Genomic DNA, 14,248 nt, shown 5'->3' with positions numbered 1-14,248 from the left:
ATAGAATCGGGCGGACTTCTGTTCGCACAGTAAAAACACGATGAAAACACTCCTCACCCGCCTGTCCGAACGTTCCGGATCGCTGCCCCAGTGGCTGGAAGAACTGAGCCCCAAGCGCCAGCGCCAGCTCATTGCCGCCACCATCTGGTTGACCCTTTGCGGCTTCTGCCTGGCCACTCTGGGCCACGCCTACAGTCAGCAGTTATCCACAGCGCAGAACCGCGACCGAGCAAGTGCCACTGCAGCGGCAAAACTGCTCGCGAGCCAGAGCCTGCAACAGATCGTTGCCGGCGACCGCATCAGCCTGCAGCTGCTGGCCCAGCAAACACTGGTACTGCCCGCCGTACATGGCGTGACTATTCAGGACGTAGACTCCAGCCCACTGGCACAAACCGGGGTGCGCGACCGCGGAGAAATGATTACCGAGCCGGTGGTGCTGCACGATAGCTTTGCCGGCAGTGTGGCGCTGAACATTCAGCCCGGTGCGCAGGTAGGCTACCCCTGGGCGAGCCTGCTGCTGTGTATGATCTTTGCACTGCCGTTCAGCGCCGCCTGCGCCATGGGCATTTCCCAACTTCGGTTCAACAAACCCAAGCAGCGCAAACCCCTACTGGTGCCCAAGGCCCAGCCCAAACCGCAGCCACAAGTTACTTCCGGGCTTTACCTGCGCCCGCTTAACTGGGCACAGCTCGGCAACCAGCTCTCGCGCAGCGCGCTGGATAATTTGCAGGGCGAACTGGAACAGCGCCTGCAACTGCTCACCCGTATTTACGATGCGCAGCCGCTGCCGAGCGCCGGCCCTTCCGTCGGACTCGGCTTTGCCGGCGAAGATGCCGCTTTCCGCGCGGTGTGTGCCGGCCTGTTACTGCGCGGCCTGCAGCAATCCAGCCGCGCCACCGGCCTGCAGTTGGCCCTCGCGGTACTACCGTCGAAGCCCGATCAGTTCGACTTCAATGGCGAACAACTGCTAAGCCAGTCGCGCGGCCTGACCCTACACCCACAATTGCTCGATGACGAGTCTCTGGCGGACCGCATCCAGTGCCACACTACCGACTGGGGCGCCGAGGTCACCGGGCTCAATCCCAAGCTGCAGCAATTGCTGGACAACCAGTTACAGCAGTTGGTTTCGGCCTAGCTTCCTCTCACGCAAAATATTTGCGGTCAGATGTGAAGGGGGCGCTATCCGGTGCGGGTTTGCGAGACCTTCGAAAACAGGGATGTTTTCGCAGAGCCCCCATGGATGGGTGCACGGCGTGTCTCGTAAACCCGCATCGGATAGCGGCACCGCCACTCAACTTCCAGCCATCCGCTTATATCCCACCACCCCTTCATAACTTTTTAGTTGTTGATATTCATCGCAATGGGTAGTGATTAGCCTTCCGCGACCTTTAAATAACTTTCACTTGGGTTTCGAGGCTGTTTCACCTGTTGTCAAGCAGCGAACAGATCGAAAGGAAGTAAAAAAGTTACCCGCCTACGGGCGCGGAGGTTTTCATGAAGCGTTCACCAGAACGGTTCGCCGGGCGATTCGCCGGAGCAATGGGGGCCGCAGCAATGCTGCTTGCCACCGGTTGCACCACCATGGAAGACATGACCGACACCACGACGGCCATCAACCGTACCAACGAAGGGCCCGGCTACTACCGAGTCCAGAGCCGCTACTACCACTGCCACCAGAACAACCGTTGTCACAACGTTCGGCATCCGAACTACTACACCCGTGGTGGCGGCGACTACCGCCGCGAAATGCCCAGTAGCCGAATTAATCAGCCGCGCTAATCCAGCGCACACGTAATTTCAAAACTTTTGGTGTACCGCACTGCCAACCATTCCGGTTTGCGCAGAGCCACACCCTTACTCTGCAACGCGGAGGTCTCGCATGAAGAGTATTATCAAGAAAGGCCTTTTGGCCATAACGGTGTTCGGCACCCTCACGTTAGGCGCCTGTGTCTCCGACGGATATTATTCGTCGAGTAGCGTGGGCTATTCGAGCTACCCCTACTCACGGCCCTACGTCTATCCGTCGAGTAGTGTGTCCTTCTATTACTCTTCGCCACGCTATTACCGTTACGGCTACCCGCGCTATCGCGGTAGTTACTATCGTTATGGGCGCGGTTACTACCATCGCCACCACCGCTATCATGGTCGCCACTACTACAATCGTGGACATCGTTATCATGGAAACCGCTACCATCGCGGTGGATCCCATCGTTACCATCGTAGCGGAGCGCATCGCGCTCATCGCAGCGGAGCGCATCGCGCCCATCGCAGCGGAGCACATCGCGGCAGAGCGCATCGCCGTTAAGCTTGGCTAGTTAATCAGGACCAAGTAGACCAAGGTATGAGCCCTCTCTCATACCTTGGTCATACAGACCCGCAACTCCCGCCACTGCTAGGATTTCTGCAAAGAAGAAAGCATGCGGGAGTTTGCCGTGCAACAAGATACATCACGCGCCGTCTTGATTACCGGTTCCACCAGTGGAATCGGCCTTGCAATGGCCCATTGCTTCGGTCGCGCCGGCTACCATGTGATGCTGCACGGGCTTGCCGATGCGGATAATGCCCAAGCCATACGCCAAGAGTTTGCCGATTACGACGGCAAGGTAGGCTTCAGCAGCGCCGATGTGTCCAGCGAAGAGGGTTGTGCCCTGCTGGTAAGCGAAACCCGCGAAGCCATTGGCAACCCCTCTGTGCTGGTGAATAACGCCGGCATTCAGTTCACCGCCCCCACCCATGAGTTCCCCTCGGATGTTTGGCAACAGATCCTTGCGATCAACCTGAGCGCCAGTTTTTATCTGATGCGCGACCTGGTGCCGGCCATGCGTGCTGCGAACTGGGGACGCATCATCAATATCGCCTCGGTACACGGTCTCGTTGCGTCGGAAAACAAGGCCGGTTACTGCGCGGCCAAGCACGGTTTGGTGGGGCTAACCAAGGTTGTGGCTCTGGAAAATGCCGACTGCAATATCACCGCCAATGCAATTTGTCCGGGTTGGGTCGAGACCCCACTGATCCAACCCCAGATTGAGACGATCAGTCGCGCGCAGAGCGTGGATTTGGATACCGCTCGCGCACAGCTGGTCGGCGCCAAACAACCCATGGCAAAAGCCAGTCCAGCAAATGCTATTGCCGAACTGGCTATGTATTTGTGCGGTGACTTTGCCAGCACGATTACGGGAGCATCACTACCGGTGGACGGTGGATGGACCGCACAGTAGTATCCTTCGCACCCGCTCACTTTATCCTTCAGGGTGCTGCCGTGAATTATCAGTTGCTGATTGCCGACGATCATCCGCTCTATCGCGATGCGTTGGCGACGACCCTTTCCAGTCATTTTCCCAATGCGGATTTGCTACAGAGTGAGGATCTCGATTCCACCCTGGAACGTCTCTCCCAATCGGAAGTCGACCTGCTGCTGTTAGATCTGAATATGCCCGGCAGCGAGGGCTTCAGTGGCCTGGCACGTATCCGCAACGATTTTCCCGCGGTGCCGGTCGTGGTTGTGTCCGGCAGCGATAAACACTCCGTTATTCAACAAGCATCTGGCCTCGGCGCCAGTGGTTTTCTGTCCAAAACTGCGCGGCCGGATGAAATCCTGCAGTGTATAGAATGCGTGCTTTCTGGGGACCAGTGGTTCAGCGAGGAGGCACTGCAGGCGGAGACCGAATCTGCGCTCGCCGACAAACTCACGCAGCTTACTCCCCAGCAGTTGAAGATTTTCCAGATGATTGCGCAGGGCATGCTGAACAAGCAGATTGCGTATGACCTGGACATCACCGAGCCAACGGTGAAAAGCCACGTGACTGCGATTTTACGCAAGCTTGAATTGCGGGATCGCAAGCAGCTGATTCGAGAGGCGCAGGCGCTGATTCAGCTCTAATTCTGCTTTATTCAGCACTTCGTAGCCTTAAAAGCTTTGTTCTGAATTCCATGGCGGCGGATTGCCGGGTGTGGATTTTCAGGACCGCTGTGAACCCATCCCTGGGCGCTGCGGCGCAAACATCCTGTTTGCGACGCTCCTGAAAATCCACACCCGGCACTCCACCTTCACATCCGATATATCCACTCCGTAAGCTGGGTTTTTCCAATGCTTACGAAGTACTAATGGGTAATTTGAAGGCTTGGTACCGGGGATTCGTTTTTGAAAGCGTCGGCGACAGGGACGTCGCCGACGCAGCGCCCAGGGATGGGTTCACAGCGGTTTCAAAAACGAATACCCGGTGCCGAGGCGCCGCGAATCGCGACCAGAGCACCGAGGGCCCACCTAGACGCCCTGCAAATACTCAGCAACATGGCGATAAACCCGCTCACACGCCTCAGGCACAAGGTTTTCCACATTCAAGAACGCGTGAATCATGTCATCAAAGTGCAGCAGCTCTGCATTGGCACCACCGGCGCGCACCTTATTCACATATTCCACGCCCTCATCCCGCAGAGCACAGAACTCCGCAGTAACAACCAGGGTTGCAGGCATATTTTTGGTGAACTCGCCGTGTAGAGGCGAAACCGAATAGGGATTTTCCGCACGCTGCAGATAATTCTGGAAGTACCAGAGAATTTTTTCTTTCTCCAGCAAATAGCCTCGCCCATTCTCTTCAATGGAAGGCGTCTGCATGGTGTAGTCCAGACTCGGGTAGATCAGCACCTGCGCATCAATGGTATGCGGCTGATGTTGCAGTAGCCGGCTAGCCGAAGCACACAGAGCACCACCGCCGGAATCGCCCATCAAGATCCAGCGACCATTGTGGGCAACACCCTTGCGGTCCAGTGCCGTACCCAGATGGCGTACCACACTGATCAAGTCATTCAATGCAGCCGGGTAAGGATTCTCCGGCGCCAGACGATATTCGAGGGAGATAACTGTGCGCTTGCTGGCATCCGCCACGCGTCGACAAATTGGGTCATACACCGTAACGCTGCCGGCCATATGCCCGCCACCATGGCAGTAAATAATCGCCGCGCCATCGATCGCGCCTTCCGGCTGATAAATCCGTACCGGCACCGCATATTCACCACCGGTTACCACCGTATCAGACACCTTCATCTCTGGCCCTGCAGTAACGAAACCTGCAGTGAGATTAGCGAGACTCTCGCGCGCGTTCACCGGGGTCGGTTCGAAGCCGGCGGCTTTAACCTGTGCGACCTGGGCGTTGACCGCCACCAGCCATTCGGCGAGTTTCGGATTAAGCTGTCGCATTGTCGGCCTCCAGGTTTTCTTCACTGGGTTTCTTGCCGCTTTCCGGCAGCAGGAAAGAAAACACAAACAGGGAGGCAGAACAGGCGACCGCAAAATACGCAGCCGTTGCCGGCTCACCGGTAACGTCTGCGAGCACACCGGCGCCGTACATCAACACCGTTTCCACACCGTAAGAAACGGACCAGAACATGGCGAAAGTGACGGTAATTTTTGCCGGGGTCATACCGGGCAGTTCCTGCGGCAGGGTAACCAGTGCGGTCATCGGCAGGAACATGCAGAAGCCGGCCAGCGCGGCTGCGGTGTAGGCAATCATCGGATCGCGGCTGGTGACCATCAGCGCGGCAAATACCACCAGCGCAAGACCACCGAAGCGCAACACCGGCAGACGCAGCGGATAGCGCTTGGTGACGATAATGCCAGCTACGGTGCCCACCATACCCGCGGCAATCATCACCGCAGACAGGTGATTACTCGCCACCGCAAAGCCGTCGATCAGGGGGAACAGTGCAAATACCGCGATGTAGCAGAACAGCACACCACAGTAGGCCAGCGGCAACCACCAGTTGAAGCCTTCGCGGGCGCCCTGCCTGAAGCCGTACTCTTCCTGCGGCTTGTCGCCGCCGCCTGACAGCGGGAAGTTCTCGGCACTCAGCCACCAAAGGATACCCAGCGCCAGCACCATCACCCCGTACAGCACCACCACGGACTGCCAGCTGCCCAACCAGCTCAGCAGCGCGGTGGTGGTCAGCAGGGCCAGCAGGTTGCCGGCATTAAACGCGGCGGCGTTGATGCCATTGATCAGCGGGCGCTCTTCGGCAGAGAAGTAATGCAGCACCACCGGTGCGAAGTAAACGATCGCCAGCGCGCCACCGAGGCCCAGGGCCAGACGGGACATCAACCAGGCACCGTAACTGCCGGCGAGGGCACCAAAGCCACCGGCGGCAATCAGGATGATCGCGATCAGAAACGCGCGCTTGGCACCGAGGCGCATCAGCAGGGCCGCGGCGGCGAGGTTGCCGACGATCTTGGCGATGGTGATGACATTGCTGCCCCAGGTCGCATTCGCGAAGCCTTCCTCACCAAAGGACGACTGGATCGCCGGAGTGAGAATGGCCCCGGACACCCAGCTTGCGGCGAACAGCGCGTAGGCGCTGAACATCAGTATTTCCAACACGGTTTTTTTCATCGCGGGATACCACTATTTATTCTTGATGTATTCACAGGTCAGACTGCGTCGGATCGCAGGCTTTTGCCTATACGACCTTGGTCGCAGACTCCGCACTGCACGACTTTTGCCGCTGCTGCAGCAAGGCGCGCAGTGCCGCCGGGCGCAGCGGTTTCTGCAGGAACTGCCAGCCCGCGTTCTGGGCGCGAGTCTTCACTGTATTGGTGTTCTCGGCAGAAATGATCACGCAGGGAATGCCGCCTCCCCAGCGGGACAGCAGCTCACCGGCCAGATCGATACCGTTGTCGCCATCGTCCAGATGGAAGTCCATCAACAGCAGATCCGGCTCCGCCGCCGCGAGTGCCTCGGCGCGATTACGCGCGCAGTGCACCGTGCACCCCCAGCCACTCAGCAGTGCCGCCATGGCCTCAAGGATCGATGGCTCGTTATCCACACACAGCACCTGCAGATTGAGCTTGGCGCCGCGCCCGGCGATCGGCGTCACGGCAGGGCGCGATGCGGCACGGGCGGTGGCGCGCGGCAAGCGCACGCGGAACACACTGCCGCGGCCGAGTACCGAAGACAGGCTGATGGGACTGTTCAACAGCCGGCACAGGCGCTCCACCGTGGCCAGGCCGAGCCCATAACCGTGCTGGCGCGCCACATTGTCGGAATCCTGCGAAGTTAAACGGCAGAACTCGCGGAAGATCGCCTGCTGCTGCTCAGGGGCGATACCTTCACCGGTATCCCACACCTCCAGGGATATGTCCGCGCCGCGTTTGCGCGCCGCTACCAGTACGCCACCGCGCGCGGTGTATTTCACCGCGTTATCCAGCAGGTTCTGCACCACCCGGCGCAGCATCTTTTCATCGCTGTGCACCCACAGGTGGCTGCGCCGGTAACGCAGGCGGATACCCCGGCTGCCGGCGGCGACCCGGGCCTGGGCCACGGCGTCGTCGAGGATACTGTCGAGGGATACCGGGGCGAAGCTCGGGCGAATATCCCCCGCGTCCATGCGCGCGATCTGCAACATGTCGGTGATCAGCTGTTCGGCGGAGGCGAGGGCGCGGTCGGCACGGGTGAGCAGCTGTCGACTGTCATCTTCCAGCGCGTGCGCGGCCAGCGCATCGATAAACAGGCGGCTGGCATTGAGCGGTTGCACCAGGTCGTGACTGGCGGCAGCCAGGAAGCGGGTCTTGCCGGCGCTTGCCGCCTGCAGCTCGCGATTCAGTTCCTGGAGCTCATCGTTAACGGTTTCCAGTTCAACGGTGCGGTGCGCCACCTTCTGTTCGAGGGAGTTGCGAATCTCGGTCAGCTCAGCCAGCGCGCGCTGGTAATCGGACACATCCGTATACGTGGTTACGAAGCCGCCGCCGGGCAGCGGATTACCGCGAATTTCCAGCACCGTGCCATCGGTGCGATTGCGCTGCACCCGATAAGCGGTGCCGTTGCGCAAATGCTCGACGCGTTTGCGCACATGTTCTTCGACATCGCCGGGGCCGCACTCACCGCGGCTGGCGTTGTAGCGCACCAGCTCCGCCACCGGGCGCCCCACGTAAATCATCTCCGCAGGGTACTTGAACAACGCCAGATAACGGCGGTTCCAGGCCACCAGATTGAGGTTGGCATCCACCACCGAAATACCCTGATCGATATTGTCGATGCTGCTCTGCAGCAGTCCGCGGCCAAACTGATAGATTTCCGAGGCCTGCTGCAACTCCTGCGCGGTCACGTCCGGCTCACCCAGCTGGCGCACCAGGCGCTGGGCACTGGTACTGCCGACGATGCCCGCGAGAATCTTTTCTACCGTCTCGCGGTATTTACGCGCAGCCTCTCTGGCTGCCTTGCTGCCGGAGTCGGCCTCAGCCCCCTCTGCCAGCGGCGCCAGCGCCCGCTCGGCGGCCGCCTCGCCCACAAACCGTGCCAGTAACTGACGCAGCTGCGACTTATCCACAGGGGCGGCCTGCACCGCACCACCGCCGGGCTGCAGACGCTCCTGCAACAGCGACACTGCCGCCAGCGCAATTGCGTTCAAACCGAGTCCGAATACACAGCTGGTGGTCAACGCATTCCACTCAAGCCCCAGCGCACCGGCGATCAGGTCGGCCTGCCCCAGCGCCGCTGGCAGCGCGGACATGGCCCATACCGCCGAGCCCACCAGCAAACCGGCGATCACACCGGCGGCGCGCAATTGGAACCAGTGCCCAGGCCAGGTCACTGCCGCGACCATCGATGGCGCCAGCTGGGCCACCAGTGCCAACGACAGCAACCCGAAGGTACCCAGGCTGACCCCGGAGCCAATCAGTTCGCTCACCCCAAACGCGGCGAGCATCAGCAGGCCGATAATCACCCGCCGCACCCGGCGCAGGTCGCTACCCAGTGCCACCCCGGCCGGGCGCTGCTGCAGGCGCTTCAGCCACCAGGGCACCACCATGGTGTTGGCGATCATGGTGGAAAGCGCAATCGTGGCAATAATCACCATACTGGAACCAGCAGAGAGGCCGCCGATAAACGCCAGCAATGCCAGCCACGGCGTACCGCTCTCCAGCGGGATACCCAGCACATAGCGCTCGGCATTGGCGTAACTCTCCGGCAGCCACAGCAGGCCGCCGTAGCCGACCACCAGCACTGCCGCCGATACCAGCGCCAGATATAGCGGGATCAATCGGCGCACGGTCTTGATATCGCGCTCGCCGTCGCTCTCGATCATCAGAATATGGAACTGCCGCGGCAGGCAGAAGATGGCCGCCATCCCCAGCACCACCACCGCGAAAAAGCCGGTATCCGCAGGGCGCGATTCCGCCAGCGCCGCCACCCGCTCGCTGGACAGTACTGAACGTGCCAGATCCACCGAACCGTCAAACGCGGCACCCACCACAAACCAGGCCACCGCCACCAGCGCGCCAATCTTGACCAGCGCCTCGAACGCCACCGCCAGCAACATGCCGTTGCGGTGCACACTGCTGTCGATATGCCGGGTACCGAATAGCAGCGCAAACAGCCCCAGCGTGACACCCACCACCGCAGTTACCACCGAGGCACTGATGCCCCGCTGCTGGTCAGCGCCGTCTGCCAATAACAGGAAACTGTCCGCAACGGCCCTTAACTGCAGTGACAGGTAAGGGACAATCGCCACCACGGCGAGTAGCGCGACGATGGCTGCAAGCCACTGGGAGCCGCCGAACTGGGCGCTGATAAAGTCAGCGATAGACGTGGAGCCCTGCCGCTTGGACAAGCGCACAAAGCGCATCAGCAGCGGCGCGCCGAAAATCAGCATCAGGCAAGCGCCAACGAACGTCGGCGGCAGCAACCAGCCCTCGGTTACCGCCTGTGCGGGCACACCGAAAAACATCCAGGCGCTGGTGTAGGTGCCGGCCAGGGCCAGCAGCAAGGGCTTGACTGGGCGAATCCGGGCAACAGGCAGGCGATCACCCCAAAAGGCGATGGCAAATAGCAATAGCAGATAGGAGAGGCCGACGACGGCCAGCAGGGTAAGGCTAAACACTTGGCGCCTCATTCATTATTGTGTTTATGATGAAGAGGTTAACCGATCGTGCGTTTTTTGTCCTGCTCCCGGAGGTGTGACCCACGTCATACCTTGGTCTAGCAGGCAGGAACCCCGCCAGCCGATACAGTGCCAGTCCGTAACTTAGATAAAAACCATAAACCGGTGATCGGAGAGAGCCATGCGCAATCCAAGTAAATTCAATCCTCTTGCCGCGGGCGTCATGCTTGCCTGTGGTGCATCTTTCGCTTATGCGGAGCCTCAGCTGGAAGAAGTGACCGTGACTGCGCAGAAGCGCGAGCAGTCTCTGCAGGAAGTACCGGTTGCGGTAACCGCCTTCGGTGAAGATCAGCTGCTGGAAAACGGCGTCGCCGACCTGACAGACATTCAGAAGCTCACCCCCAACACCACTCTGCAGGTGAGCCGTGGCACCAACTCCACCCTGACCGCTTACATCCGCGGTATCGGCCAGCAAGACCCATTGTGGGGCTTTGAGCCGGGTGTTGGTATCTATGTGGACGATATCTACGTAGCGCGCCCTCAGGGTGCGGTAATGGACGTATTTGATGTAGAGCGCATTGAAGTTCTGCGCGGCCCTCAGGGTACCCTGTACGGCAAGAACACCATCGGTGGTGCGGTTAAATATGTAACCAAGCGCCTGAGCGGTGACACCGAGTTCAGCATCGGGGGCGGTCTTGGCTCCTACAACCAGCGCGATCTGGTGATCAGCGGCCAGACTGGCCTGTCAGACACAGCTGCCCTCGGTTTTGCTGTGGCCAGCTATCAGCGTGATGGCTTTGGTGAGAATATCAATACCGGCGCCGAAAACTACAACAAAGATATTCTGAGCGGCCGCGTTTCTCTGGAATTCAATCCCTCAGAAAGTTTGTGGATCCGACTGGCGGCTGATACGACCAAAGACGATTCCAACGCGCGCTTCGGCCACCTCATGTTTGACGCGCCTACCGGAGCTGAAATGCCACTCGGCAGTGTCTATGACAACCGCTCCAATATGACGCCGAATAACTCGGTTGAATCCACTGGCGCATCGCTTACTGCCGAATGGACCATCTCCGACAGCGTTACCGTTAAGTCAATTACAGCGACCCGCTCCGGTGACACTGAAACGAGCATTGACTTCGATTCAATCGACCGCCCGGACTTCGACGTACCGGCTTACTACAAGGACGATCAGCTAACCCAGGAATTTCAGTTAGCCTGGAACAGTGATCGCGCTAACCTGGTATCCGGTATCTACTACTACGAAGGTACTGCCGAAGGTGGTTTTGACGCGGTACTGGGCATGTTCGGTATCACCCAGAATGTTAGCGGTAACGTTGATACCGAGAGCCTCGCGGTTTACGCCAACTATGAATACGCACTGACCGATGCTCTGAACATGACCCTGGGTGGCCGCTACACCAAGGACGAGAAGTCTGCTGACGTATTCAAGGGCAACTACCTCGGTCTCTACTCGCCCATGTTCGCCGACCGCTACGACGGCACTCCGGCTGCAGACACGCCATACGCGGTACTTACCGACTACAGCAACAGCGACGACTGGGGCCAGTTCTCCCCTAAAGCGGGTCTGAACTACCAGATCGACGACAACACCATGGTTTACGGCAGCTTCAGCTCTGGCTTCAAGAGTGGCGGCTTTGATATGCGCGGCGATGCCAGCGTAAACCCGGAGACCGTAGACGGATTTGACCCGGAAATCGCTGACACCTACGAAATCGGTATCAAGACTCAGCTGCTGGACGATCGTATTCGTCTGAATGCCGCGGCCTTCCACACCGATTACGAAGACATGCAGGTTACCGTCCAGACCTTCTCCGAAGCGACCCAGAGCTTCTCCAGTGCCGTACTGAATGCCGGCCGCTCTGAAATTCGTGGTCTGGAACTGGAAATGCTCGCCAGCATTACCGACAACCTGACTTCTAACCTGGTACTGGGCTATACCGATGCGGACTACATCGAAGTAATCAATGCCGGGCAGAACATCGCCGACATCTGGGACAACTTCCAATACAGCCCGCAAAAAACTGCACTGGGTCAGCTGAACTACGCCATGGACGTTGCCGGTGGTGAGCTGGTACTGAACGGCTCTGTATCCTACCGCGACGGAATCCAGATCTACGCAGCACCGAGTGCGCTGGATGAAGGCTCTGTAACCCTGATGGACGCTGGCGCCACCTTCTTTAGCGGTGACGGCAACTGGCAGGTTTCACTGCAGGGCAAAAACCTGAATGACGTGGAATACCGTAACGCTGGTTACAACGCATTTGGCTGGGTAACCGGCTACTACGGCGCACCGCGCACAGTTGCTCTCACAGGTAGCTACAACTTCTAAGATTTGTCATAGACGTCATCGCGAATTTGCAACGCACGTTTTGTGCATCTTCATTGCACTTTCCCTTGGGGCCCACTGGGCCCCTTTTTTGTTTCTCTTTCTTCGTTTTCCCGTTACGAACCCGACTGCACCGGCGTACAAATAATTAATTTGGCGCGCAATTTCACACTTTGGCGGAAAGCTCTTCTAATCTGAAGAAAGGTGGTGGCAGTGAGGCCGCTGCTCGAATCAAGCCATTGAGGTATCCGCGTGCAGAAATTCAGAAGTATTCTGCTGACGGTGGCCATTGCGACAGGAGTTGTTGCCGGTTGTACCACGACCGAGCCCAGGGAAAGTCAAGTCAACCGCGCTTTCAGTAGCGCCGTCCCGCCACATCTGGAGTCCTCGCACTTTACCGTGCGCTCCTCCGAGCGACGCCCCCGGCGCCGTGTTCGCGAAGCGCCCCGCTCGCTCAACGTTAACGGCACCCGTTTCCGCTGCTTCGAGCAGGAGCTGGAATCGAAGGTTGTGGTGCGCTGTGTGCGACAGCAGTCCTAACCACCGATCACCACGCGCCTGCTGACGCGCAGTGCTGCAGGCTTTTGTGAACCTCTCCGCCACAAGCTGTCGCGTCATTCCACTCGCCGGGCGATGGCCTGACTAAGCTTGAACTATCTGCAGGGACGCAGCGCGGCCGCAACCCGGCCTGTGACCAGAGAAAGGAACCCAGACAATGAACAAATTGCTGCCAGTGTGGCTGTTGGGCATCGCCGTCGCTATCGCCGGTTGTATGAGCATGAGTGAAAGCAGCTCAGGCCCCACCCAGAAGCCGGGCACCGTTGGTGATGTGTGTGGCGGAAAATGGGAATTGAGCCTACTGCGCATCAACGGCCAGGCAATTCCCGTTGACCGGCCGTCTGAGTTCACTTTCCTGTGTAACAGCGGTGGCGAGGCCATGGGCAAGAGCGGTATCAATACCTACCGCGGCTCCATGCACGTAACCGACAACGGCCAGGTCTTGTGGGATACCGGCAGTTTTGCCTCCACTAAAATGGCGGGCCCACCGCAGCTGATGGACCAGGAAGCGCAGTACCTGAGCGCGCTTGCCCGCACCCGCCAAGCATTCGTAAAAAGCAGTGGTGGCCGCCTGATACTGCGAGATGCTTCCGGCGACGTGTATATCGAATACGTCAAAGCCAACTACTGAGGCCAGCGCGCAAGCCACAGAAACGCGCCTGGGTCACAGAAGACTCTACGGGTTTACGTTTAAATGGTGCAAACGGCTACAGGACAGACTTGATGGACCTCTTGCACCGCTCGTACTCCGGCATACTTTCCCAGCGGCTCACTCGCCGTAGCGCTGCTCTGGTTCAAAGTATTTGTGCACGCACATTCAGCGCGTCCAGCACACTATGCCTGATTGCCCTACTCGCCAGCGGCTGCAGTTCCACCACCCCCAACTCTCTGGTCAGCCTCCCCAGCCACCCCGGGGAAATCTGCGATTACCAGTGGATACTGCACGGTATCAGCGTGGACGGTGAAAAGCAGAAATCTCGCCTGTTATGGCAAAAAATGGTGCGCGACCGCCCCTACCTGACCTGTGACAAACTTGGCTTTGTGCGCGGCAGTGCCGGCTCCAATCCCTACCTGGGCAAGTTCTCCCTCGACGACGACGGCCGCATCGAATGGCGCAAGCCACCGAAGATTTCCCGCATGGTTGGCCGACGCGACAGCAGTGATCTGGAAAGAGATTTTCTGAAAGCGCTATCGCGTATCAACCGCGCCAGTGTCGATGGCGATATGCTGACCTTGCGCGGCGACGACGGCACCCGTATCGAGTTCAAACAGACCGGCGAACTCCCCACCCCTGCCCAATAAAAAAGGCGGCCACTGGGGCCGCCCATTCAAGACGCGGATGAACGCGCAAATTCGGCGTTCAGTCCCAGCCCTCCAACTGGAGGCACCTCCAAACTCGGAAGTAAAAAGAACCAATAAGACTATTGGCGCGATGCAAAGAGAGAAGAACAACGAAAACAAGTCAGATGAGCA

At 58.9% G+C, this 14,248-nt stretch carries 12 protein-coding genes; 9 read left to right on the top strand and 3 right to left on the bottom strand.

Translation table 11 applies throughout. The features are described from left to right. The first annotated feature begins 40 nt into the window (after positions 1-40). From LCM31_RS06590 to LCM31_RS06570, 5 genes are all read left to right on the top strand, one after another. On the top strand, positions 41-1,135 hold the full coding sequence (locus LCM31_RS06590) for a hypothetical protein (protein WP_224868516.1): 1,095 nt from the start codon (positions 41-43) through the stop codon (positions 1,133-1,135). A gap of 359 nt (positions 1,136-1,494) precedes the next feature. Further along, the gene (locus LCM31_RS06585; RefSeq protein WP_224868515.1) at positions 1,495-1,779 is read left to right on the top strand and encodes a hypothetical protein; all 285 of its coding nucleotides are present in this window, start codon (positions 1,495-1,497) and stop codon (positions 1,777-1,779) included. 326 nt (positions 1,780-2,105) lie between these two features. Continuing rightward, complete coding sequence (locus LCM31_RS06580) at positions 2,106-2,315, top strand: hypothetical protein (protein ID WP_224868514.1); 210 nt, start codon at positions 2,106-2,108, stop codon at positions 2,313-2,315. A 102-nt stretch (positions 2,316-2,417) separates the two neighbouring features. After that, complete coding sequence (locus LCM31_RS06575) at positions 2,418-3,218, top strand: 3-hydroxybutyrate dehydrogenase (RefSeq protein WP_224868513.1); 801 nt, start codon at positions 2,418-2,420, stop codon at positions 3,216-3,218. Continuing rightward, on the top strand, positions 3,203-3,880 hold the full coding sequence (locus LCM31_RS06570) for a response regulator (protein ID WP_224868512.1): 678 nt from the start codon (positions 3,203-3,205) through the stop codon (positions 3,878-3,880). The genes LCM31_RS06575 and LCM31_RS06570 overlap by 16 nt, the downstream gene beginning before the upstream one ends. A gap of 384 nt (positions 3,881-4,264) precedes the next feature. Here the strand turns inward: LCM31_RS06570 and LCM31_RS06565 are convergent, their stop codons facing one another. The 3 genes from LCM31_RS06565 to LCM31_RS16395 all read right to left on the bottom strand — a co-directional run bounded on the left by LCM31_RS06565 (position 4,265) and on the right by LCM31_RS16395 (position 9,867). Further along, positions 4,265-5,197, bottom strand: a complete 933-nt coding sequence (locus LCM31_RS06565) for an alpha/beta hydrolase (RefSeq protein WP_224868511.1) — start codon at positions 5,195-5,197, stop codon at positions 4,265-4,267. After that, the gene (locus tag LCM31_RS06560; protein WP_224868510.1) at positions 5,184-6,383 is read right to left on the bottom strand and encodes an MFS transporter; all 1,200 of its coding nucleotides are present in this window, start codon (positions 6,381-6,383) and stop codon (positions 5,184-5,186) included. The genes LCM31_RS06565 and LCM31_RS06560 overlap by 14 nt, the downstream gene beginning before the upstream one ends. A gap of 67 nt (positions 6,384-6,450) precedes the next feature. Further along, on the bottom strand, positions 6,451-9,867 hold the full coding sequence (locus LCM31_RS16395; protein ID WP_224868509.1) for a PAS-domain containing protein: 3,417 nt from the start codon (positions 9,865-9,867) through the stop codon (positions 6,451-6,453). A gap of 181 nt (positions 9,868-10,048) precedes the next feature. Here LCM31_RS16395 and LCM31_RS06550 point away from each other — a divergent pair, with 181 nt between their 5' ends. The 4 genes from LCM31_RS06550 (at position 10,049) to LCM31_RS06535 (ending at position 14,077) form a co-directional block, all read left to right on the top strand. Next, positions 10,049-12,220, top strand: a complete 2,172-nt coding sequence (locus tag LCM31_RS06550) for a TonB-dependent receptor (protein WP_224868508.1) — start codon at positions 10,049-10,051, stop codon at positions 12,218-12,220. Between the two features lie 249 nt (positions 12,221-12,469). Next, a complete protein-coding gene (locus LCM31_RS06545) occupies positions 12,470-12,757 on the top strand; it encodes a hypothetical protein (protein WP_224868507.1) in 288 nt (95 codons plus the stop codon). A 175-nt stretch (positions 12,758-12,932) separates the two neighbouring features. Continuing rightward, entirely contained in the window at positions 12,933-13,406 is a 474-nt protein-coding gene (locus tag LCM31_RS06540) for an META domain-containing protein (protein ID WP_224868506.1), read from the top strand. A 92-nt stretch (positions 13,407-13,498) separates the two neighbouring features. Then, complete coding sequence (locus LCM31_RS06535) at positions 13,499-14,077, top strand: META domain-containing protein (protein ID WP_224868505.1); 579 nt, start codon at positions 13,499-13,501, stop codon at positions 14,075-14,077. Positions 14,078-14,248: the final 171 nt, after the last annotated feature.

Origin of the sequence: Microbulbifer agarilyticus (assembly GCF_020171345.1) — a bacterium.
GTDB classification, from domain to species: Bacteria; Pseudomonadota; Gammaproteobacteria; order Pseudomonadales; family Cellvibrionaceae; genus Microbulbifer; species Microbulbifer agarilyticus_D.
Note: the sequence above shows the minus strand (reverse complement) of the source record. Positions and strands in the feature narration are given on the sequence as shown.

Bases quoted from the DNA above. Each gene is read 5' to 3' on its own strand.
- LCM31_RS06590 (WP_224868516.1), top strand. From the start codon at position 41: ATGAAAACACTCCTCACCCGCCTGTCCGAACGTTCCGGATCGCTGCCC.
- LCM31_RS06585 (WP_224868515.1), top strand. From the start codon at position 1,495: ATGAAGCGTTCACCAGAACGGTTCGCCGGGCGATTCGCCGGAGCAATG.
- LCM31_RS06580 (WP_224868514.1), top strand. From the start codon at position 2,106: ATGGGCGCGGTTACTACCATCGCCACCACCGCTATCATGGTCGCCACT.
- LCM31_RS06575 (WP_224868513.1), top strand. From the start codon at position 2,418: ATGCGGGAGTTTGCCGTGCAACAAGATACATCACGCGCCGTCTTGATT.
- LCM31_RS06570 (WP_224868512.1), top strand. From the start codon at position 3,203: ATGGACCGCACAGTAGTATCCTTCGCACCCGCTCACTTTATCCTTCAG.
- LCM31_RS06565 (WP_224868511.1), bottom strand. From the start codon at position 5,197: ATGCGACAGCTTAATCCGAAACTCGCCGAATGGCTGGTGGCGGTCAAC.
- LCM31_RS06560 (WP_224868510.1), bottom strand. From the start codon at position 6,383: ATGAAAAAAACCGTGTTGGAAATACTGATGTTCAGCGCCTACGCGCTG.
- LCM31_RS06550 (WP_224868508.1), top strand. From the start codon at position 10,049: ATGCGCAATCCAAGTAAATTCAATCCTCTTGCCGCGGGCGTCATGCTT.
- LCM31_RS06540 (WP_224868506.1), top strand. From the start codon at position 12,933: ATGAACAAATTGCTGCCAGTGTGGCTGTTGGGCATCGCCGTCGCTATC.
- LCM31_RS06535 (WP_224868505.1), top strand. From the start codon at position 13,499: ATGGACCTCTTGCACCGCTCGTACTCCGGCATACTTTCCCAGCGGCTC.